20 protein-coding genes are annotated in these 22,567 nt (G+C 40.8%); 13 read left to right on the top strand and 7 right to left on the bottom strand.

Features of this window, described 5'->3' with window-relative positions; all coding sequences use genetic code 11:
- Nucleotides 1–347: 347 nt before the first annotated feature.
- The 10 genes from C5695_RS14525 (at nucleotide 348) to C5695_RS14570 (ending at nucleotide 11,507) form a co-directional block, all read left to right on the top strand.
- Nucleotides 348–1,151 (top strand): NAD kinase, encoded by an 804-nt coding sequence (locus C5695_RS14525; RefSeq protein ID WP_117731329.1) that lies wholly within the window; start codon nucleotides 348–350, stop codon nucleotides 1,149–1,151.
- Nucleotides 1,152–1,251: 100 nt separating this feature from the next.
- Nucleotides 1,252–2,694: a DEAD/DEAH box helicase gene (locus tag C5695_RS14530; RefSeq protein WP_117731330.1), complete on the top strand. Its 1,443-nt coding sequence runs from the start codon at nucleotides 1,252–1,254 to the stop codon at nucleotides 2,692–2,694.
- 189 nt (nucleotides 2,695–2,883) lie between these two features.
- Nucleotides 2,884–3,939: a Delta(5) desaturase DesA gene (locus tag C5695_RS14535; protein ID WP_117731331.1), complete on the top strand. Its 1,056-nt coding sequence runs from the start codon at nucleotides 2,884–2,886 to the stop codon at nucleotides 3,937–3,939.
- A 117-nt stretch (nucleotides 3,940–4,056) separates the two neighbouring features.
- A complete protein-coding gene (locus C5695_RS14540; protein WP_117731332.1) occupies nucleotides 4,057–5,193 on the top strand; it encodes a sensor histidine kinase in 1,137 nt (378 codons plus the stop codon).
- Nucleotides 5,190–5,789 (top strand): response regulator transcription factor, encoded by a 600-nt coding sequence (locus tag C5695_RS14545; RefSeq protein WP_117731333.1) that lies wholly within the window; start codon nucleotides 5,190–5,192, stop codon nucleotides 5,787–5,789. The genes C5695_RS14540 and C5695_RS14545 overlap by 4 nt, the downstream gene beginning before the upstream one ends.
- A gap of 199 nt (nucleotides 5,790–5,988) precedes the next feature.
- Nucleotides 5,989–6,909 (top strand): iron-hydroxamate ABC transporter substrate-binding protein, encoded by a 921-nt coding sequence (locus C5695_RS14550; protein ID WP_117731334.1) that lies wholly within the window; start codon nucleotides 5,989–5,991, stop codon nucleotides 6,907–6,909.
- 109 nt (nucleotides 6,910–7,018) lie between these two features.
- Entirely contained in the window at nucleotides 7,019–7,708 is a 690-nt protein-coding gene (locus C5695_RS14555) for a response regulator transcription factor (protein WP_117733141.1), read from the top strand.
- The gene (locus C5695_RS14560; RefSeq protein WP_117731335.1) at nucleotides 7,708–8,712 is read left to right on the top strand and encodes a sensor histidine kinase; all 1,005 of its coding nucleotides are present in this window, start codon (nucleotides 7,708–7,710) and stop codon (nucleotides 8,710–8,712) included. Before C5695_RS14555 ends, C5695_RS14560 begins: the two co-directional genes overlap by 1 nt.
- 106 nt (nucleotides 8,713–8,818) lie before the next feature.
- Nucleotides 8,819–9,580, top strand: a complete 762-nt coding sequence (locus C5695_RS14565; protein WP_024426158.1) for an ABC transporter ATP-binding protein — start codon at nucleotides 8,819–8,821, stop codon at nucleotides 9,578–9,580.
- Nucleotides 9,570–11,507, top strand: coding sequence for an ABC transporter permease (locus tag C5695_RS14570; RefSeq protein ID WP_117731336.1), 1,938 nt, complete (start codon nucleotides 9,570–9,572; stop codon nucleotides 11,505–11,507). The genes C5695_RS14565 and C5695_RS14570 overlap by 11 nt, the downstream gene beginning before the upstream one ends.
- Nucleotides 11,508–11,547: 40 nt before the next feature.
- Here C5695_RS14570 and C5695_RS14575 read toward each other — a convergent pair whose 3' ends face one another.
- Nucleotides 11,548–12,900: an amidohydrolase family protein gene (locus C5695_RS14575; protein WP_117731337.1), complete on the bottom strand. Its 1,353-nt coding sequence runs from the start codon at nucleotides 12,898–12,900 to the stop codon at nucleotides 11,548–11,550.
- A 105-nt stretch (nucleotides 12,901–13,005) separates the two neighbouring features.
- The gene (locus C5695_RS14580) at nucleotides 13,006–13,593 is read right to left on the bottom strand and encodes an NAD(P)H-dependent oxidoreductase (RefSeq protein WP_117731338.1); all 588 of its coding nucleotides are present in this window, start codon (nucleotides 13,591–13,593) and stop codon (nucleotides 13,006–13,008) included.
- A 117-nt stretch (nucleotides 13,594–13,710) separates the two neighbouring features.
- Between C5695_RS14580 and C5695_RS14585 the strand changes: the two genes are divergently transcribed.
- Complete coding sequence (locus C5695_RS14585; RefSeq protein ID WP_117731339.1) at nucleotides 13,711–14,157, top strand: MarR family winged helix-turn-helix transcriptional regulator; 447 nt, start codon at nucleotides 13,711–13,713, stop codon at nucleotides 14,155–14,157.
- A 96-nt stretch (nucleotides 14,158–14,253) separates the two neighbouring features.
- Here C5695_RS14585 and C5695_RS14590 read toward each other — a convergent pair whose 3' ends face one another.
- The 5 genes from C5695_RS14590 to C5695_RS14610 form a co-directional block, all read right to left on the bottom strand.
- Nucleotides 14,254–14,868, bottom strand: coding sequence for a LysE/ArgO family amino acid transporter (locus tag C5695_RS14590; RefSeq protein WP_117731340.1), 615 nt, complete (start codon nucleotides 14,866–14,868; stop codon nucleotides 14,254–14,256).
- Between the two features lie 128 nt (nucleotides 14,869–14,996).
- Nucleotides 14,997–16,577, bottom strand: coding sequence for an acyl-CoA synthetase MbcS (gene mbcS, locus C5695_RS14595; RefSeq protein WP_117731341.1), 1,581 nt, complete (start codon nucleotides 16,575–16,577; stop codon nucleotides 14,997–14,999).
- A 225-nt stretch (nucleotides 16,578–16,802) separates the two neighbouring features.
- Nucleotides 16,803–17,015, bottom strand: a complete 213-nt coding sequence (locus C5695_RS14600; protein ID WP_003216385.1) for an alpha/beta-type small acid-soluble spore protein — start codon at nucleotides 17,013–17,015, stop codon at nucleotides 16,803–16,805.
- An 89-nt stretch (nucleotides 17,016–17,104) separates the two neighbouring features.
- Nucleotides 17,105–18,310, bottom strand: a complete 1,206-nt coding sequence (thiI, locus tag C5695_RS14605; protein ID WP_117731342.1) for a tRNA uracil 4-sulfurtransferase ThiI — start codon at nucleotides 18,308–18,310, stop codon at nucleotides 17,105–17,107.
- A 4-nt stretch (nucleotides 18,311–18,314) separates the two neighbouring features.
- On the bottom strand, nucleotides 18,315–19,457 hold the full coding sequence (locus C5695_RS14610) for a cysteine desulfurase family protein (protein ID WP_117731343.1): 1,143 nt from the start codon (nucleotides 19,455–19,457) through the stop codon (nucleotides 18,315–18,317).
- Between the two features lie 200 nt (nucleotides 19,458–19,657).
- Between C5695_RS14610 and brnQ (C5695_RS14615) the strand changes: the two genes are divergently transcribed.
- The gene (gene brnQ, locus C5695_RS14615) at nucleotides 19,658–21,001 is read left to right on the top strand and encodes a branched-chain amino acid transport system II carrier protein (RefSeq protein ID WP_117731344.1); all 1,344 of its coding nucleotides are present in this window, start codon (nucleotides 19,658–19,660) and stop codon (nucleotides 20,999–21,001) included.
- A 214-nt stretch (nucleotides 21,002–21,215) separates the two neighbouring features.
- The gene (gene brnQ, locus C5695_RS14620) at nucleotides 21,216–22,559 is read left to right on the top strand and encodes a branched-chain amino acid transport system II carrier protein (protein ID WP_117731345.1); all 1,344 of its coding nucleotides are present in this window, start codon (nucleotides 21,216–21,218) and stop codon (nucleotides 22,557–22,559) included.
- The last annotated feature ends 8 nt before the right edge of the window (nucleotides 22,560–22,567 follow it).

The following is a 22,567-nucleotide window of genomic DNA, read 5'->3' on the forward strand; positions in this document are numbered from 1 at the left end:
TAGCATCTCTCTTTATTTACGATCAACTTTACATCGTCTACTAAGAGATACACATGACGAAAAATTGACTTTTTTCTCCTCTTGCTGCATCTAATAGGCTAGATCTCCCCCACAACGAAACACCCAGACCATTCTTTCATGAGAAAACAGCTATCCAATTATGCTCAAATCCTGTCATTTCAAATCCCTTACATTGACTCATTTCTAAAAAACGAAGGCGATCATCATAGAGGTTTTTCTAATATTTTTACTTTCATATGAAAAAAGTGTAAAATGTGAGCAAGGGTTCACATGTAAGCCCTTTATTACTCTAAAATCTACTTTTGACAACAAAGGGGAGAACGTCAATGACAGACAATCGTCGCAATGTATTTTTCTTTTACAAAAAAGATCATGAATTGGATGGACACATTTCTTCTCTGGAGAAGCTCGCTACTGATCAAGGCTTTCAAGTCGTCAAGCGTGCAGAGGATGCCCATATTATTGCTTCAATTGGCGGGGATGGTACATTTCTTCAAGCAGTCCGCAAAACGAATTTCAGGGATGACTGCTTGTATGTAGGGGTATCAAAAACAGAGAATTCGCATCTATACTGCGATTTTTCATTAGAACACTTTGATAAAATGATTGATGCCATGAATACTGAACAAATTGAAGTGAGAAAATATCCGATCATCGATGTAAGCGTTGACAGCACCAATCAGTTTCATTGCTTAAATGAGCTGTCAATCCGCTCAAGCATCATTAAAACATTTGTGATCGATGTGTATATAGATGATTTCCACTTTGAAACTTTTAGAGGAGACGGAATGATTATTTCTACTCCGACTGGCTCAACAGCCTACAATAAATCGATAAACGGCGCCGTGGTTGATCCGATGCTTCCTTGTATGCAAGTGACAGAGCTTGCATCTCTAAATAACAACTCGTACCGTACACTGGGTGCTCCTTTTATTTTAAGCAGTGACCGCAAGCTAACGCTGAAGGTTGTGCAGGACGGAAACGACCATCCGATTATCGGGCTTGATAACGAAGCGCTTGGCACGAAACACGTCAAACAAATCGACATCGGCCTTTCTGGCAAAGTGATCAAAACGGTCAAATTAAAAGATAACTCCTATTGGGAAAAAGTAAAACGCAGATTCCTTTAATCAAAAAGCTCCTTTACGGGGCTTTTTTTCATGTCTTTTCAATCACGGTCATGGTTATGGTATGATGTCACAAGTATGATTGTACGAAAAGGAGAACACGATGACATTACAACATTTTGATCAATATCCATTAAGCACTGAATTAAAACAAGCGCTAGAAGCGCTTCACTTCCATACACCTACACCTGTTCAGCACGAGACGTTATCCGTTGCTTTTTCAAAGCAGGATCTTATTGTCAAATCTCAGACAGGCAGCGGTAAGACAGCAGCCTATGGTCTGCCGATTTGTGAGATGGTCGATTGGGCTGAAAATAAACCGCAAGCCCTCGTCCTTGTGCCAACTCGAGAACTCGCCATGCAAGTCAAACAAGATCTCACAAGCCTTGGACGATTGAAACGAATCAAAGCTGCCGCCATTTATGGAAAAGCCCCATTTCAAGCACAAAAAATAGAGCTTGCACAAAAAAATCATATTGTATGCGGAACACCAGGCAGAATTTTGGATCATCTTGAAAAAGGGACACTTTCATTAGAAAACCTCAAATTTTTCGTGTTAGATGAAGCAGATGAAATGCTGAACATGGGATTTATTGATCAAGTCTCTTCTATTATTCAATATCTGCCGCCCAAGCGCATGTCGATGCTGTTTTCAGCAACCATGTCTGATGAGATGAAAAAATTGAGCGAACAGTTTTTACAATCACCGAAAGTGATAGAAATAGCACGCGCGGAAACGTCTGTACAACAAATCACCCATACCGTGATTGAGACGGAAGAAGAAGCGAAATTCTCTCTTCTACAGCGTACGATCGTCATTGAAAATCCAGACAGCTGCATTATTTTCTGCAATACACAGGATCGAGTGAATGAACTCACGATGAAGCTGGACGATTGGGATGTGCCTTGTGACAAAATTCATGGAGGGATGCGGCAAGAAGACCGCTTTGCTGTTATGGATGAATTCAAAAACGGTGAATTCCGTTATTTGATCGCAACCGATATCGCAGCACGGGGCATTGATGTCAGTGATATGACACATGTGATTCATTACGATCTGCCCTATGAAAAAGAACGCTATATTCATCGAACAGGCCGAACAGGAAGAGCGGGAAAAAGCGGGAAAACGATTGCGTTTATGACCAAAAATGCGAAGCCGCTGATTGATGAATTAAAGCAGAATGCACGTATTGATTTTCAAAATCAGCCTTATCCAACAAAGGAAGAAGCGGAGCAGCATGTAGAAAGCTTCGAAGAAAAGATTGAAACGCCGATTCAAAAGGAAAATAAACAGGCAGGCGTAGAGAAGGATATTATGAAGCTTTATTTTAACGGCGGGAAGAAAAAGAAACTGCGTGCTGTTGATTTCGTTGGAACCATTGCCAAAATCGAAGGTGTTGCATTCGATGACATTGGGATTATTACCATTCAAGATACAAAAACGTATGTCGATATTTTAAACGGCAAAGGTCCTCTTGTACTGAATGCCATGCGAGACACGACCATTAAAGGCAAGCAGCTAAAAGTACATGAAGCACGTTCATAAAAAGTGAAGGCTCTGAGCCTTTACTTTTTTATTTATGATGAGAACACTTTACAAAGCCTGATACCGCCAGCCTTTTAGACGTTCAACATGACAAATGTCATATCGAGTACATGATGGGTGCTACTATGAGCATGACACTTTTCCTTCTATACTTTGAAGTAGAAAGAAACGGAAAGGACTTGAACGTTCATGACGACTTCAACAAACTCGAAGCAGCAAGCCACTTTAAGAAAACAGGTAGGCCAATTCTCTGGTGCTAATTCGAAAAAAAGTATCATGCAGCTCTTTAATACATTTATTCCATTTTTGGGGCTTTGGTTTCTTGCCTATTATAGCCTGAACATCTCCTACCTTTTAACCCTCTTCTTTGCGGTTATTGCAGCTGGTTTTTTAGTACGCGTCTTTATTATTTTTCACGACTGCTGCCATCAATCCTTTTTTAAACAGAAGCCGCTGAATCACCTGTTCGGTTTTGTAACGGGCGTACTCACCCTTTTCCCTTATCTTCAATGGCAAAGAGATCATTCAATTCACCATGCCACAAGCAGTAACCTAGACAAACGAGGTACTGGCGACATTTGGCTCCTAACAGTCAAAGAATATCAAGAAGCATCAGCTTGGACGAAATTCCGCTACAGATTTTATCGTAATCCTTTTGTGATGTTTATTTTAGGACCGATCTTTGTTTTTCTCTTAAAAAACCGTTTCAACGTAAAAAGTGCCCGTAAAAAAGAGCGCTGGAACACATATTTCACAAACGTGACCATTATAGCATTAGCAGCCGCTACGTGCCTTCTCTTTGGCTGGCAGGAGTTCTTGCTTGTTCAAGGTCCGATCTTCCTGATTTCAGGATCTATCGGTGTATGGTTATTTTATGTACAGCATACATTTGAGGATTCTTACTTTGAAGCAGATGAACATTGGAACTATGTGCAGGCAGCTGTAGAAGGAAGCTCCTTTTACAAATTGCCGAAACTTCTTCAATGGTTGACAGGTAACATTGGCTATCACCATGTTCATCATTTAAGTCCAAGGGTACCGAATTATCTTTTAGAGGATGCCCATGAGCACAGTGAGCCGCTACAGAATGTACCAACCATCACGTTGAAAACAAGCCTTGAGTCAATGAAATTCAGACTGTGGGATGAGGAAACGAAAGCATTTGTTACCTTTAGAGAGGCACGACAATCTAAAAAGGTGAACGTCCCTGTCATCAAAGCAGACATTCTTAAGAAAAATGCATAATTGGCGCAAGCTCTTTCTTACAATAGAAGGAGCTTGTTGTGATTTACATGATGCAGCCGCATATTGATTTTGATAAAGTAAGGACAAAGAATGAAAAACGGAAAAGGTGGCACACGGATGAAAAAACAATTTAAAATTCAAAAATTGCATGGGATTTCCCCCTATATATGGGCGATTTTTTTCATCCTGCCCTTCTATTTTATCTTTAAGACACCTTCGACGTTAGGCATTGTCATCGGGATTATATTGAACGTGGTCTTTTTCACTGTATATCGTTTTGCCTTTGTCGCAAAAGGATGGTCTTTATATGTCTTCGGCCTAGTGTTGATCGGCATTTCAACTGGATATGTCATGCTCTACAGCTATATTTATTTCGCTTTTTGCATCGCCTACTTTAACGGACATATCAAACGAAAAGTTCCATTTTATATCTTATACTACATCCACCTAGCGAGCGCCGCCATCGCCGTGAACTTTAGTCTAATCTTAAAAAAGGACTGGTTTCTCACACAAATCCCTTTTGTTGTCATCACTCTTATTAGTGCCATTCTTCTTCCGCTCAGTATTCGGAGCAGAAAGGAACGTGAACGGCTTGAAGAGAAATTAGAATACGCCAATGAACGGATCGCAGACCTTGTCAAACTGGAAGAAAGACAGCGCATTGCACGTGATCTGCATGATACCCTTGGACAAAAGCTTTCGCTTATCGGTTTAAAAAGTGATCTTGCCCGTAAACTCGTCTATAAAGATCCTGAACAAGCTCGTGCCGAACTAAAGAGTGTCCAGCAGACAGCTAGAACGTCTCTAAATGAAGTGCGAAAAATAGTTTCCTCCATGAAAGGCATTCGGATCAAAGATGAAATATTAAACATTAAGCAAATCCTTGAAGCTGCCGATATTGAAATGATTTATGATGAAAAGGAAGCGCCGAAACACATCTCTCTACTGAACGAAAACATTTTGAGCATGTGCATCAAAGAGGCCGTAACGAATGTCGTCAAACATAGTGATGCGACCGTCTGTAAAATCACCATCCATCAAAAATCAAAGGAAGCCATCATCACCGTTGAGGATGACGGGGAATTTAAAGGCGATTATCCGCCTTCTCCATTGAAGGGTCACGGCCTTTTAGGAATTAGAGAAAGATTGGAATTTGCAAATGGACGTCTGCGTATTGAAACAAAGGGCGGAACAAAGCTGATTATGACCATTCCAAATGATTCAGCTGCAAAAGAAAAGGAGGGAATGAAATGATCAATATCTTTATCGCAGAAGATCAGCAAATGCTGCTTGGTGCGCTCGGTTCACTTCTTGATTTAGAAGACGATATGAAGGTCGTTGGAAAAGGAACGAATGGACAGGATGCCATCGAATTTGCCAAACAACACCCTGTTGATATTTGCTTAATGGACATTGAAATGCCAGGAAAATCTGGACTTGATGCAGCAGAAGAATTGAAAGGTGATGATGTGAAAATCATTATTTTAACGACTTTTGCCCGCTCCGGTTATTTCCAAAGAGCGCTCAAAGCAGGCGTCAGCGGCTATATGCTGAAAGACAGCCCCAGCGAGGAGCTGGCAAGTGCCATTCGCAGTGTCATGAAAGGCAAAAAGGTGTATGCCCCTGAATTGATGGAAGACTTATATAGTGACGAGAACCCTTTAACCGAACGGGAAAAATCGGTCCTCGAACTCGTCGCAGAAGGCAAAAACACGAAAGAAATTGCGAAGGAACTCAGCATTAAGAGCGGCACTGTCCGTAACTACGTATCCATTATTTTAGATAAGCTAGAAGTGAAAAACCGCATCGAAGCCATTACACGCTCAAAAGAAAAAGGTTGGTTTAAATAAGAAGAAAGATCAGGACACGTGCTGCCTTGATCTTTTTTTATTTCGAAAAGTGTCCTTTATTTTTTATCACACACTATTAAAATGTCATTGACAACAGACCGCTGTCATATGATATGATATCCAAGTGATAATAATTATCATTATCACTAATACCATCAAATATCCGGCTTATGTGCGGATTTCAAAGGAGTCTACATTCATGAAGAAAATATTGTTCCCTCTGATGCTCATCCTTGTACTTGGCTTGAGCGCATGTGGCAATAGCAGCAGCTCTTCCTCAAATAAAGGAAATCAATCAACGTCATCTGACAAGATTACATATCAATCTGAAAATGGCCCTGTGAAGCTGCCAGCACATCCAAAACGTGTCGTTGTACTCGGTTCTTACACGGGTAATGTCATGTCACTTGGTGTCAACCTAGTCGGCGTCGACTCTTGGTCAAAAAAGAATCCACGCTTCCAAAAGGAATTAAAAGATGTGGAAGAAGTGTCAGATGCCAATGTGGAAAAAATCATGAAGCTAAAGCCTGATGTCATCATTGGCTTAAGCAACACAAAAAATGTAGAAAAACTTAAAAAAATCGCACCAACCGTCTTATTTACGTATAACAAAGTCGATTACCTCCAGCAGCATATTGAAATTGGAAAAGTATTAAACAAAGAAAAAGAAGCAAAAGCTTGGGTAAAGGATTTTAAAAAGCGCACAGCTGAAGCTGGCAAAGAAATTAAAGCGAAAATTGGTGAAAATGCAACCGTGTCTGTTTTTGAAAGCGGCACAAAAGACCTTTACGTGTTCGGAGATGCATGGGGCCGCGGCACAGAAATCCTCTACCAGGCAATGAAACTAAAAATGCCTGAAAAAGTGAAAGAAAAGGCACTAAAAGCTGGCTACTATGCGGTTTCACAAGAAGTGATTCCTGAATTTGCTGGAGACTATATGATCATTAGTAAAAATAACGAAATGGACAATTCCTATCTTAACAGCGAAATCTACAAATCCATTCCAGCTGTGAAAAAGCATCGTGTGTATGTGGCAAATGCAGAAGAATTCTATTTTAATGATCCGCTCACACTCGACTATCAACTCTCATTCTTTAAAAAGCACTTTTTAGGTAAATAAACAGAAGCAAGGGACCCCTCCCTTGCTTTTTTCATGTCTACTTCTAGCGGCAGCGCCTTTTTTCCGCTACAATGACATACAAGCGAATACAAAAAGTGTGGTGCTGGTTTTGTTTAAAATATTACTGATTGAGGACGATACAACCCTCTTCCAAGAAATCAAAGAACGTCTAGTCAACTGGTCCTATGATGTCTATGGGATTCAAGATTTTCAGCAGGTCATGCAGGAATTCACTTCTGTTCAGCCTGATCTCGTCATTATTGATATACAGCTACCAAAATATGATGGCTTTCATTGGTGCCGAATGATTCGGCATCATTCAAATGTCCCAATTATCTTCCTCTCTTCTCGTGACCACCCTGCTGATATGGTCATGTCGATGCAGCTTGGTGCCGATGATTTCGTACAAAAGCCTTTTCACTTTGACGTGCTGATTGCCAAAGTCAGTGCTGTTCTTCGCAGAGTGCATGATTATAATGCAGAACCTGCAAGCTTGAAGGTATGGTGCGGCGCTGCCATTGACTTAGAAAAAAACACCGTAACAAATGATCTTGGTGAAGTGGAATTAACGAAAAATGAATTGTTTATTCTCAAAGAATTGATTCAGCATAAAAATCATATTGTCAGCCGGGAATCACTCATTCAAGCGCTGTGGGAGGATGAACGGTTTGTCAGTGACAATACACTGACCGTAAACGTCAATCGTCTCAGAAAAAAACTTGATGAAATCTCCCTTGGTACCTACATTGAGACAAAAGTAGGTCAGGGGTATCTCGCAAAGGAAAAGGATGATCAATGATGCTGCAAGCATTTTTAAAAGAACGAAGAAGCTGGATCCTGTTCTTTCTTTGTTTGCAGCTTCTCATTCTGTTTGTTGCTTATTTGGATACGACCATTCCACTAGCTTCTCTTTTTTACATTGTGTTATTGTCTACGTTTCTCATGATGGTCTTTCTCTTTTTCCGATACCGAAAAGAAACGGCGTATTATGAAAGGCTGAAGGAATGGGATGATGACGTTGATCAGCAAATGAAGCTGACTCCCTCTTCCCCATTTGAACAGCTCGTACATAATGCAACGTCAGAACAAATTGCCCGCTACAGACAAATGGCAGCAGAGCAGCAAGTTGCCCTTGAAGAGGAAAAGGATGAATTGCTTTCATGGATACATGAAGTGAAAACACCTCTCACGGCGATGCACTTAATGATTGACCGTTTAACTGAGCAGCCGCTGAAATCAAATATGACGTACGAGTGGCTCAGAATTCATTTATTACTCGATGCCCAGCTGCACCAAAGCAGAATACGTCATATCGAAAATGATTTATTTATCGAACAGCTTGACCTGCAAAGCATCCTAGCGAAAGAAATCAAAGCGCTCCAATCTTGGTGCATGCAGAAAGGAATCGGCTTTGAACTCTCGCTAGATGAACGTGACGTATTAAGTGATACAAAATGGTTATCCTTTATGATCAGACAGGTGCTCACAAATGCAGTCAAGTACAGCCATTCATCCGATATTGTCATTGAAAGCAAGCAAGTAAATGACCAAATAATGCTGACAATCACAGACCAAGGCAGAGGAATTGATCCAAGAGACCTGCCACGTATTTTTGAAAAAGGCTTTACCTCAACAAGGCATCACAATGACACTGCCTCTACAGGAATGGGGCTCTATTTAACGAAAAAAGGAGCAGACGCTCTTCATATCACGATCGAGGTCAACTCCACGATAGATGAAGGCACAACCTTCACCTTCATTTTTCCGAAAAAGAATGATTTTGTGCATATTGCGAGCATGTGACAACAATGTCACATGCTCGTCTGTTTTGTTCGCCAAATCGAAGGAAGTGCGGCGGGCTTCTTTTTATACTAGAGGTATCACTTAAATAGAAAAAGGGGATCGACAAATGAACATTTTAGAAGCTCGTAAAATATATAAAAGCTACGGAAATAAATTCAACAAACAAGAGGTGCTAAGTGGCATTGATTTAACCATTGAAGCTGGAGAATTTGTCAGCATTATGGGGCCATCAGGTTCAGGGAAAACAACCCTTCTGAACGTATTGTCCTCTATCGATCATGTGTCCAGCGGATCGATTCGTATCGCAGATGCTGAAATGACACAAATGAAGGATCAGCAGCTCGCAGAATTCAGAAAAAAGCAGCTTGGCTTTGTTTTTCAGGATTACAACTTACTTGATACACTCACGGTCAAAGAGAACATCCTCTTGCCATTATCCATCTCCAAAACACCAAAAAAAGAAGCTTTTGAACGTTTTCAACAGCTCGCAGAGGACATGGGCATCTATGAACTTAGAGACAAATACCCGAATGAACTCTCTGGCGGACAAAAGCAGCGGACATCGGCGGTTCGTGCCTTCATTCATGAACCAAGTCTTATTTTCGCTGATGAACCTACAGGGGCACTTGATTCCAAATCGGCATCTGACCTGCTCAACAAGCTGCAAGATTTCAATCGTAAACGAAAAGCGACCATTGTGATGGTGACACATGATCCTGTCGCAGCCAGCTATTCAAGCCGCGTCATTTTTATCAAGGACGGACAAATCTATACTCAGTTAAATAAAGGTGCTTTAGAAAGAAAGATGTTTTTTGAGGATATTATGAAAACGCAAGGTGTCTTAGGCGGTGTGAAGCATGAACATTAATCAGCTCATCCTCCGTAACCTGAAGAAAAATTTGAAGAATTACTATTTATATGTGTTTGCTCTCGTGTTTAGTGTTGCGCTCTATTTTTCCTTTGTCACCTTGCAATACTCACCAGCACTTGATGATGTAAAAGGGTCCATTAAAGGCGGCGCTTCAATTAAAGCCGCTTCGGTTCTGCTCATTGCCATCGTTGGGATCTTCCTGTTATATGCGAATAGCATTTTTATTAAACGCAGAGGAAAAGAAATAGGTCTCCTGCAGCTCATTGGCATGACGAAACAAAAAATTGCCAAACTGCTGAATGCAGAAAATTTCTTCCTATACGTGTTCTCAATGGCTGTTGGCATCATAGCTGGATTCATCGGTTCAAAGCTCATGCTGATGGTGCTATTTAAAGTAACTGGTGTTAACGCCATTGCCCATCTCCATTTTTCAGGTATGGCGCTTCTGCAAACACTCATTGTCTTTTTCATCATCTATGGATTCATTATGCTAAGAAATAGACGGTTTATTAGTAAACAGACCATTTTATCTTTGTTTCGAACCACGTCTTCTACAGAGCAGCGTGTGAAAAAAATCTCGGTGTTTGAAATCATCATTGGGGTTTTCGGTATTGCCTTGATCAGCTCAGGCTATTATATTTCTTCTCAGCTTTTTAGCGGCTCATATACGTCCATGTATGAATTATTATTAGCCATGATTTATATTCTAGCCTCTGTCATTATTGGTACTTTTCTTTTCTATAAAGGATCGGTTTCTTTCATTGCCAATATCATACGTAAAAGAAAAAATGGCTATCTCGCCATTCATGAAGTCCTGTCTCTGTCATCTATTATGTTCCGGTTAAAATCAAATGCACTGCTTTTAACCATTATTACAACTGTATCTGCTCTTGCTATCGGGTTGTTATCTTTAAGCTATATTTCCTATTACTCAGCAGAAAAAACAGCTGAACAACAGATTCCATCTCACTTTGTCATGGGCTCAGAGAAAGAAGCCGATACTTTCGCTCGTGCACTTTCTGACAAACATATTGCGTATGAAAAAAAGCAGTTCAAAGTCATTCAAGCAGATTTTGATGCAAAAAAGATCATGAATACAGAGTTAGAAAGTTTGAATAAGGATCCAGGAATCATAACACTGCCTGTGATCAGTGAAAAGAACGCACCTCATATTCATGTGGAGAACAACGACGTCATCTTAAGCGGCTACAGTGATTTATTGAAGAAATTCATGCCGATTCAAAGCTCAGGTGATGTGAAACTTCTCATCAAGAAACCACTTGATTTAAAAGTCATTGATATGAAAAAAGATTACCTTATCTCATACAAGTTCACTTTTGGTGGTCTGCCTGTTGCCGTCGTCAGTCAACATGTCTTTGAGCAGCTTGACCAGCAGAAAGATTCTAAACTGCAGCTTGAGAATAACCAATATAACGCGATCCATATAAAAGACGATCAACATCTTGAACAAGCCAACGATGTGTTTACATCTTTAAAGCTAAGTGATAGCAGCATGTCACAATTAGCTTCAGCTCAGCAGCAAAAGCAAACAATGGGACTAATGATGTTTGTGGTCGGATTTTTAGGTCTCAGCTTCCTTGTGACTTCAGGCTGTATTTTATACTTCAAGCAGATGAATGAAAGTGAAGAAGAACAAAGCTCGTATACGATCTTACGTAAGCTCGGCTTTACAGAGAAAGATCTATTAAAAGGCATCAGGCTTAAACAGCTGTTTAACTTCGGGATTCCGCTCATCGTCGGATTGCTGCACAGCTACTTTGCTGTACAATCAGGCTGGTTTTTATTCGGCGGTGAACTGTGGACTCCAATGCTCATCGTCATGTCGATTTATACGGTTTTATATTCTGTCTTCGGATTTCTATCTGTGCAATATTACAAAAAGGTCATTAAAGAATCCTTGTAATGAATTCCCCATAGGCGACTGCCTATGGGGATATGCTTGTTTAAGATGGAGTTGATTCAAATTTATGCGATAAAATATGGTCTCTTGCCGCATAAGCTTTTCGTTTGACCTCTTCTAGATTGACACCGACAAGCTTCCCGTTCTGTTTCACTGCATTTCCAGCCACATAGACAGAATCAACATTTGAAGGATGTGCCGTTTGGACAACCGCTCCAGCCGGATCTGTCATCGGCAAAAGATTCATGCTTGTCCGATCGATCAGGATGAAATCAGCTTCTTTTCCAGGTGTGAGCGATCCAATTTTATGATCAAGCTGTAATGCACGAGCCCCATTGATCGTGGCAGCTTCAAGCATTTGATAAGCTGACAGCCCAAGTTCAGGCCCCGGCATGATTCCTTCCATCAATAATGATTGATTTTGGATCGCACGCTCTGCCTGAAGCCCAAATTTCATTTGAGCAAACATATCTCCGCCTGTCGCTGTTACAACGTCCACACCGAGTGTTGGAAGAACACCTTGTTCAATGGCAAGTCCTGTGACAGGATAACCGTGACCCATCATCATCTCAATTTCAGGTGTAATGGATATGGAGCTTCCGCTATCTGCCAGCATCTTCATTTGATCCGCATCAATTGCATTGATATGCACCATGTTGAGGTCAGGTCCAAGTAATCCTGCTTTGTGAAGCCGCTCAATCGAACGATCGTCCGCTCCCCAATTGCCAAAGCCGATGTGCATACTGCATAGAGCATCTAAAGAACGAGCTGTTTCGATTTCAAATACTGAAGTTTCCCATGAGGAAAATTCTGGACCTCGAATCGCAAGCCCCATTGTCAAGAGCTGATCTGATGATTGAAAATGCGCTTTTTTCACTCGTGCTGCATCTTCCATATTGGTGAGCGTACTCCCCCTATCCCAATACTCGGCATCCCCAGAGGAGCCGAAAGCAAAAACAGCCCGAATGCCCGCATCCTTTAATCCTCCGATGAGCTCTTCTGTATGATCCATTGAATTAATCATTGTCCAATCTAGAAATGTCGTCACTCCTGCATCTAACGCCTCTAATGCCCCCAAATAATTCGCAATGCGATCGTCAGATGGGCGTCTCATCGCACCATAGTTCCCATAGTATATTTTGCTTAAATATGTCTGCAAAGACCAATCTGTACCTATGCCTCTGATGACAGACTGCCACACATGACGATGTGTATCCACAAGTCCTGGCATGATCACCATATCGGACGCATCGACAATGTCAGCATTAGGTGCTTCAATGGAAGGACCGACTTCTAAAATGTGTGACCCTTCAATTAATAAATCTCCCTTTTCTAAAAAACCTAAAGATGGATCAAGTGTTAAGAGTGCTGCATCTTTAAACAATGTTTTCTTCATCCATATCCCCCTTTTCAAATGACGAGGATGAATTATCTTCTCCTCACTGTCATTTTAAAACAAAACAGGATCGAATTAGAAGAAAAGTGACTTCACCAAGTGCTTTTATGAGCTGATTTTTCTGAAATAGTTGTTGATACGTTTTAATTTGACTGCGTGTTTCCCTTTTGGACTTTCCATCATGCCAAACTCAAAGAACTTCACGGGCTTGATGCCAACATATTGTAAGAGGGCTCGTTTCATCAATATTTTGTGTGCATTTTGCAAAAAGACTAAAGGGTAATTGGTAGGTCCTTGCATCGTCGATACGCAAACAGCGCTTTTTCCTTTTAGCAGACCTTCTGGAAGCAGTCCGCCTGTTTGACGATAAGCAAAATTTGCAGCAAACATGCGGTCAATAAAACCAAGCAGCATAGCTGGGGGTCTGCCCCACCAAATAGGATATACGAACACCATTTTGTCCGCCCATTTGATCTTCTCCTGATACACCCGAATGTCAGGGCCCTTGTGCATGTCTCGTCTTCTTTTCTCTTCATTAAAAATCAGCACAGGATCAAATTCTTCTTTGTATAGGTCGATGATTCTCACTTCCTTGACCAATGGATTTTCTTCACTGCCTTTGATGATTTCGTTTAAAAAAGCCCCATTCAAACTATTGTGGTGAGGGTGAGTATAAATAATGAGTACATTCATGTACGAGCTCCTTTTATTATCATTTGATAACCAAATGATATACCTCCGTTAAATAGTTGTCAAATGATAATTGTTTTTTGATAATAATTTTGGTATGTTACGTAGGAGGTGATAAACATGAAACATCCCCATTTCTTCAAGGAATTCGTAGCATTTGCTTCTGCTTTTTCAGAACTAAAACATGACCTAATGAACAAAGTTAAGCCAGCTAACTTAACGACCTTACAATACTTGATACTAGAGCAACTAGCTGTCAGCGAGCCTCTTACGCCAAGTGAAATTGCCGACTGTCAGCACATGTCTCTTCCAAATGTCAGCAGAGAACTTAAGAAACTGCACGAGAAACAATTTATTGATAAAGAAGAAGACCGTGATGACAAACGAAAACACGTCATTATGCTTTCTGACAAAGGCCGTGACTGTATGAACATAGCCTTCCAGCATATCGAAGGGGCGCTATTAGACAACCTATCTTCCTCGGATATAGAACAAATGGATGATATCGTTCAAGCTCTCCGCCTTTTAAATCAAACGATTTTCAAAAAAGAACCTAAAAAAGCATGAGCGTATCGCTCATGCAAAGGATACTAAACTTCAAAATACAAAAAAGCGCGGGCCTCTCATCTGCCCAAACGCTTCTCTCTTTTTCCTCTATGTACTTTATACAATCAATTGATACGCGATGTATAATGCAACCAGCCAGATCATGACCGCGGAGGCTTTATTGATCCGGTTCATCCACTTACCGTTTGTATCTAACTTCCCTAGCATTTTGCCTAAAAGTGCGAGGCCAATAAACCATAACCAGGACACGATGATACAAGCGAGGGTAAATGCTAGTTTTTCTGTCCCACTATATTGAAGTGAATTCGTTCCAATCACACCAATCGTATCGAGAATGGCGTGGGGATTTAAAAGTGAAACTGAACAGGCAAAGAGAATTTGTTTTCTCGCAGGCATGAATTCCTGCTTCTCTTTAGCATCTGTTGATGAGCTTGTGTTCCACACGGACCATCCCATATAAACTAAAAAACAAAATCCAATGAGATAAAGACACATTTGCAGTACAGGAATGGTGAACACCACAACAGAAACTCCGATGACTGCTAACGCAATTAAAAATGTGTCACAAAGAGCAGCAGTGATAACGACAGGTAAAGCCTGATATAATCGCGGCTGAAGCGCTCCTTGCTGAAACACAAATACATTTTGTGCACCCAATGGTAAAATGAGGCCAAAGGCAAGCACAATTCCATGAATGATGGCAATGAACATCTTCTAACATTCTCCTTTTCCAGCAATTCTCACACATTTTATCATAGAACATCATGATCCTTTTCAAAAAATTTGATTTTCCATAAAAAAAAGCGTTGGATGATTTCCATCCAAACGCTTTTCATTCATCATGAACCTTTTCGTGCAAGCTCTCTTTCTCTCAGCTCGACCCGGCGGATTTTCGCTGATGGTGTCTTTGGTAGCTCGTCGATGAATTCGATTTCTCTTGGGTATTTGTAAGGTGCTGTTGTGTTTTTCACATGCGTTTGTAGCTCTTTGATCAACTCATCACTTTGTGCAGTTCCATCACGCAGGACGACATAGGCTTTGACGATAGATCCTCTGATTTCATCCGGGCTAGCCACAACCGCACATTCTTTGACTGCTGCGTGTTTGATCAGTGCATCTTCTACTTCAAACGGTCCAATGGTATAGCCTGAGCTGACGATGATGTCATCTCTACGGCTTTCAAACCAGAAGTACCCATCTTCGTCTTTTTTCGCGCGGTCACCGGTAATGAAGTAATTTCCGCGGCGCTGAGCTTTTGTACGCTCTTCATCTTTGTAGTATTCCTTAAATAAAGCCGGCGTTTCAAGATGAACCGCAATATCACCAATTTCTCCAGGGGAGCAAACATTTCCGTCCTCATCAATGATGTCGACTTCGTTACCAGGGGTTGGTTTTCCCATACTGCCTGGTTTGATGTCCATTCCTTTTAGTACACCTACAAGGAGTGTGCTTTCCGTTTGGCCATAGCCATCTCGTACTTCTATATCGAAATGTTTTTTGAATGTATCAATGACTTCACGGTTGAGCGGCTCTCCCGCAGAAACGGCACTATGCAGCTTTGGCAGTGCGTACTGACTCAAATCATCTACCTTCGCCATAAAGCGGTATTCTGTTGGTGTACAGCATAGGACATTGATTTCATTTTTTTGAAGCAGTTCTAAATACGTATTTGGATTGAATTTCCCTCCGTATACAAAGCCTTCTGCTCCACTTCCTAGCACCGATAAGAGCGGGCTCCACACCCATTTTTGCCAGCCTGGTCCTGCTGTCGCCCACACTTTATCCCCTTCATTAATGGAGAGCCATGCTTTGGCAGCTGTGCGTAAATGTGCATATGCCCAGCCGTGTGTATGAACAACTCCTTTTGGATGACCTGTTGTACCAGACGTATAAGATAAGAACGCCATATCTGTACGTGCTGTTGATGCCATTGGCAGCTCGCTTGATTGGTGATCCTTTTGCGCAAGAATATTTGTCCAGCCATGATCGTTTTCCCCGATGGAGAATGTTTTAAAATCATTAGGCTGATTGGTTCCGTCAAACGATTGAATGAATGAAGAGTAAACAATCGCGCCCTTTGCTTCTGCATGCTCAATTCGATAATCTAAATCTTTCGCACGCAGCATTTCTGAACAAGGAATAACGACCATTCCAGTTTTTAGAATGGCTAAATAAATGCTGTATGCCTCTAGCATGCGCGGCACCATCACAATGATTTTATCGCCTTTTTTAAAGCCTGCATTTAATAATACATGACCAATTTTATTTGCTTCTTCCACTAAAGCTGCATACGTCACATGCGCTTCGTGTCCATTACCATCCTGCCAGTGCAGGGCCATTTTTTCCCGGTCATGACTGAACGATTCAATCTCACTGACTAAGTTATATTGTTCTGGTGCAATTAAGTCTTCTCTTTTCATGGTACAGCTCCTTTTAGCCTCTTTCTATGAAACGATTCATGTTTCAATTTACCCATTTTAACACTCATAACTGAAAAATGCTTGAATTAGGACCTACTCCTAGTATTATGCCATAATTTTTTTCATTCGTCTTCTTTTTTGAAAATATTCTAACTATTTATATGTACAAAAAGAAAAGAGCGGGAATCATCCCGCTCCTAAGCCATAGCTTTTTAATTGTGTGTCTTAGAAAGATCCGCCACCCATATGTTGTTGAGCGTAAGATACTAGACGCTTAGTGATTTCTCCACCAACTGATCCGTTAGCGCGAGCTGTTGTTTCTGGTCCAAGGTTTACACCAAATTCTGAAGCGATTTCATACTTCATTTGGTCGATCGCTTGTGCAGCGCCTGGAACGACTAATTGATTAGAACTGCTTTGTCTGTTTTGTTGAGCCATGTGTTCTCACCTCCTTGTGAATATAGAATGTGTAGAAACACATGACTTCATGCGATTGTTTTTATGGTAATTATTATGAAATTTTTCTCCTAAAATAAATCAGCGAATTTATCTGCCGCTTTCTTCTCATTTGTGACGATAATCGTTTCGATTTGTTCCACTGCCTCATCAAGCATTGGCTCGAAGTCAGCAAAGCTTTCGTAGCGTTCTACTTTCTCAAGCTTCGGTTTTGTTTTAGGTGACGGCGGCGTAAAGATCGTACAGCAATCCTCGAAGGGTTGAATACTTGTATCGTATGTGCCAATTCGTCTCGCTTCTTCAATAATGTCATTTTTATCAACAGCAATCAGCGGGCGAATAATAGGTGTGCTTGTCACATGGTTAATGGCATACATGCTTTCAAGTGTCTGACTTGCTACTTGTCCAAGGCTTTCACCAGTAATGATCGCAAGTGCATCACGCTTTGCTCTTATTTTATCAGCTATTTTCAGCATCATTCTTCTTGTTGATGTCATCGTATAGTTTTCAGGTACTTGTTTGTGTATCAGCTCTTGAATTTGTGTAAAAGGAACGATGTGAAGCTTCACTTCGCCTCCATATGCTGCTAAACATTCTGCAAGATCAATGACTTTTTGCTTGGCACGTTCACTTGTATATGGGGGACTAAAGAAATGCACCGCTTCAATTTGAATCCCTCGTTTCATCGCTTGATAGCCGGCAACTGGGCTGTCAAATCCGCCTGAAAGCATGAGCATTGCTCTCCCGCTTGAACCAACCGGCAATCCGCCTGCGCCCTTGACATCTTTAAATGTAATGTATGTTGCATGTTCTCTAATTTCAATACGCAAATGCACATCTGGCTGTTTGACATTGACCGTTAAGTTTTCTGTATTCTTCAGAACATGTCCGCCAATTTCACGGTTCATTTCATTTGAATCAAGTTCAAATTGTTTATAAGAACGTTTCGTTGAGACCTTAAATGTATCTCCATGTTTATATACTTCCTGTACCGCTGTTAATGCCGCTTCTTTGATGGCATCAAGATTTGTCTCACATTTCACCGCCAGACTAAAGCTTTGAATGCCAAATACGCCTTTAAGCTGTTCTGAAATCGATTCAGGGTCTTCTCCGTTCAGCATGATCGTGATGCGGTCTCTATCAGATGCATACTTTAATGCTTCAAAATCTTTCAATACAAATCGAATATGCTGTCTTAGTTTTTCAATAAATTTCTTTCTATTTTTCCCTTTTGTTGAGATCTCCCCAAAACGGACTAAAATATGATCATATGTCATGCTGTTATCTCATTCCTTTTAATTTTTTCACACTTTGTGCGATCGTTGTGATGATTTGTGGTGCTAACTCTGGTCCTTGTCCATACGTCAAGCTGATTCTCATACTGCTTTTGGCTAGTTCTTCCGATTTCCCCATCGCTAGCAGTACACGGCTTGGTTCTTTTTTCTTGGCTGAGCAGGCAGAGGTTGTCGAAACATACAAGCCTTCTTTTTCGAGCATATGAAGAAGAACTTCGATTTGAATACCCGGCACTGAAAAATTCACAATGTGCGGCGCACTTTGCGTTAGTGGTGTGTTGATGACGATACCTTCTATTTCTTCCAGCTGTTTTAGCAGCTGCATTTTTAAACTCAGTATCTCATCATGGTGCTTTTTCAGCTGTTCAAATGATTGTTTCATGGCCTTTGCTAAGCTGACAGCTCCAGCAGGGTTTTCTGTACCTGAACGAAGACCTAATTCCTGCTCTCCTCCAGTGATAAAGGGGGCAAGCACAGTATCTTTCTTTAAAAAGAGCGCTCCTGTGCCTTTTAAACCATGAATTTTGTGGCCTGATATCGTCAAAAGATCGACATCCAGCTGTTTATGAAGTGCTACTCTGCACATTCCCTGTACTCCGTCGACATGAAAGAGTGCATTTTCGGCATGCCCACGTATGATGTCAGCAGCCTCTTTAATTGGCTGAATGGCACCCGTTTCGTTATTAACGTGCATCATACTGACAAGAACTGTATCAGGGCGAAGCACTTGTTTTAAATGATTCATATCTGCATGTCCATGCTCATTTACTTGAATATAGGAGATATCAAAGCCAAATAAAGCCTTCAACTGTTCGAACGATTCGATGACAGAGGGGTGTTCAATGGCTGTTGTCACAATATGTTTTCCCCGGTTCATTCTGGCGAGAGCTGCTCCTTTAATGGCAATGTTATTTGCTTCTGTAGCGCCAGAAGTAAAAATAATCTCATATTGTTTCAAATCTGTATAGTGAAGCATTTGTTTTCTCGTTTCACTTAGCAGGCGGCTTGCATCAATGCCAAGCTGGTGAAGCGAAGATGGGTTACCAAAAAAACGCTCACTCACCTGCTGATATACTTGTAAAACCTCTGGATAAGGCTTTGTTGTTGCACTATTATCAAGATAGATCATATTGTAACTCCTTACAAAAAGCTTTAAAAATAAATGCATTTATATGTTACCATAATGAAGTCAGACAGAGAATTTTCTGAAAATGGCAGTTGACAACTTTCCATTTTCACTATATCATCCATAGTGCAATTGTCACATAAACATTTAAATTGTCAGAATATTTTAATTTGGCACGCTACACTGATTAAGGAGGGACTATTTTGAAAAATAGTTTAAGTATAAAGGAGACGCTAGCCATTGGTCTAATGCTTTTTGCATTATTCTTTGGCGCAGGAAATATGATTTTTCCACCTGTTCTTGGACAATATGCGGGTGAAAATGTATGGCTTGCCATCGGAGGATTTTTACTCACAGGAGTAGGTCTTCCGCTTCTAGGGGTAATTGCAGTTGCTCTTACGGGTACCGGCGCAAAAGGCCTTGCAGATAAAGCACATCCTAAATTCGGAACCATTTTCACCGTCATTCTGTATTTATCCATCGGACCATTTTTCGCTATTCCGCGAACGAGTACGGTTTCATACGAGATAGGATTAGCTCCATTTCTGCCAGGGGCACAATCCACTTCATGGGTACCGCTATTCATCTTTACAGTTGTATTCTTCACTATCTCATATCTGCTTGCTTTAAATCCTTCAAAGCTGGTTGATCGAATTGGTAAAATTTTGACACCGATCTTATTAACTGTTATTGCCATTATTGTCATTAAAGCCATTGCTACGCCAATGGGAATGATTGGTGCTCCTGATGCAACCTATGAGGCAAACCCGCTCTTTACTGGATTTTTAGAAGGCTATAAAACAATGGATGCTCTTGCTTCTATCGTATTTGGGATCATTGTAGTGACAGCTGTTAAGGAAAGAGGCATTACAGAGCGAAAATCTCTTGCAGCCGCTTGTATTAAAGCAGGACTCGTGGCAGCTGCTGGGCTGGCACTCGTGTACATTTCACTTGCTTATGTGGGTGCTTCAAGCCCTGATGCGACGGGCATGGTTGGAGCAAATGATGGCGGCAAGCTGCTTTCACTTTCTGCCAACTTTTTATTCGGATCTGCTGGTAACATTGTTCTTGGCGCCGCTATTTTATTCGCTTGTTTAACGACGAGTGTCGGACTTATATCATCTTGTGGGGAATATTTTTCAAAACTCTTCCCTAGCCTTTCTTATCGCACAGTTGTTCTAATTGTATCTTTATTTAGTACACTCGTTGCAAACCTTGGATTGGCACAAATTATCTCTTTATCTGTTCCAGTTCTTGTGACGATCTATCCATTGGCCATTGTCATTATTTTATTGTCGTTCCTTGATCGCTGGATTAACGGCAGAAGACTTATTTATATCGTATCACTCATCTTTACTGGTTTCTTTGCTATCATTGATGGATTATTAGCTGCTAAAGTCAATCTAGGTGGCTTGCCTAACATCTTGAAAGCAATCGTTCCGTTTTACGATTTAGGCATTGGCTGGGTCATACCAGCAATTATCGGTGCTCTGGTAGGTTTACTTATTTCGATGTTTACCACCCCGCCAAAACAGCTCGCCTCTTAATCATCGTAAACCAAAACATCCCTTTCTTCTTTGGAAGGGGATGTTTTTTTATTGTTCTTCATATACTAAAATAGAAAAATTCATGACTTTTGTACGAAAACACATGTTGACATCAGGCGTACATCCTTTATAATTAGTCATTGTTAATGATGAACGGTTACTTAGCAACTAATTAACAGAATATTTCAACATAATAATGGAGGCTTTAAATGCAATGAAGGCAACTTTGTCGACGAAAGATACGGTTATCATAGGTTTTATGCTGTTTGCTCTATTCTTCGGCGCCGGTAATATGATTTATCCACCAGAGCTTGGTCAATACGCTGGGCAAAATGTGTGGAAAGCAATGGGCGGATTTTTATTAACAGGTGTCGGTTTACCTCTTCTAGGGATTATTGCGATCGCTTTAACAGGTCGAGATGCGAAAGGATTAGCTGATAAAGCTCACCCAGCTTTTGGAACAGCGTTTACCGTCATTTTATATTTATCTATTGGGCCGCTTTTCGCTATTCCTCGTACAGGAACGGTTTCATATGAAATTGGTGCATTGCCCTTTTTAGCAGGTGTACCAGCTTGGCTCTCACTTCTTTTATTCACACTTGTCTTTTTTGGTATTACGTATTATCTCGCTCTAAATCCAACGAAGATTGTGGATCGTGTAGGGAAAGTGTTAACACCGATTAAATTTACGATTATTTTTATTATTATTGTCAAAGCCATTTTAACGCCGATGGGCGTTATTGGCACACCGGATGTCTCCTATAGCAACGGGTCATTTTTCAAAGGATTTCTAGAGGGCTATAAAACAATGGATGCTCTTGCTTCTATTGTGTTTGGAGTTGTTGTCATCAACGCCATTAAAGGACGCGGTGTGACAAGTAAAAAAGCGCTGACTTCTGCTTGTATCAAGGCCGGTCTGATTGCAGCTTGCGGATTAACATTTGTTTATCTATCACTTGCTTATTTAGGCGCTTCTAGTACACAATCCATTGGTTTTGTTGGAGATGGCAGTAAAATCTTGGCTCAGTCTTCTCAATTTTTATTTGGCAGTTTAGGAAATATTGTGTTGGGTGCTGCGATTACGGTTGCTTGTTTAACGACAAGTATCGGCCTCGTTACATCATGTGGAGAGTATTTCTCAAATTTATTACCTAAGCTTTCTTATAAAATGGTCGTTACACTCGTGACATTATTCAGTTTTATCATTTCAAATTTTGGACTTGCTCATATTATCGCTTTCTCTGTACCAGTTTTAACTGCCATCTACCCGTTAGCGATTGTCATCATTGTTTTGTCGCTGGCAGATAAATGGATGGGCCAAAGAAGACCTGTTTATGTCCTTACTTTGATTTTAACTGGCTGCGTCAGTTTGTTTGACGGCTTAGTAGCAGCAAAACTCCCAATTGGTCCAGTAGAGGATCTCTTTCAAACGATTTTACCTTTATATGATCTTGGGATTGGCTGGGTTGTACCTGCTATTTTCGGGGTGGTCATTGGATTTGTTCTTTCTCTTTTCACTTCTTCTGCTTCCCAAAAGCGGGAGAAACAAGCATCTTAATAGAAAAA

It is taken from the genome of Bacillus pumilus, from assembly GCF_003431975.1.
In the GTDB taxonomy this organism is placed as follows: domain Bacteria; phylum Bacillota; class Bacilli; order Bacillales; family Bacillaceae; genus Bacillus; species Bacillus pumilus_N.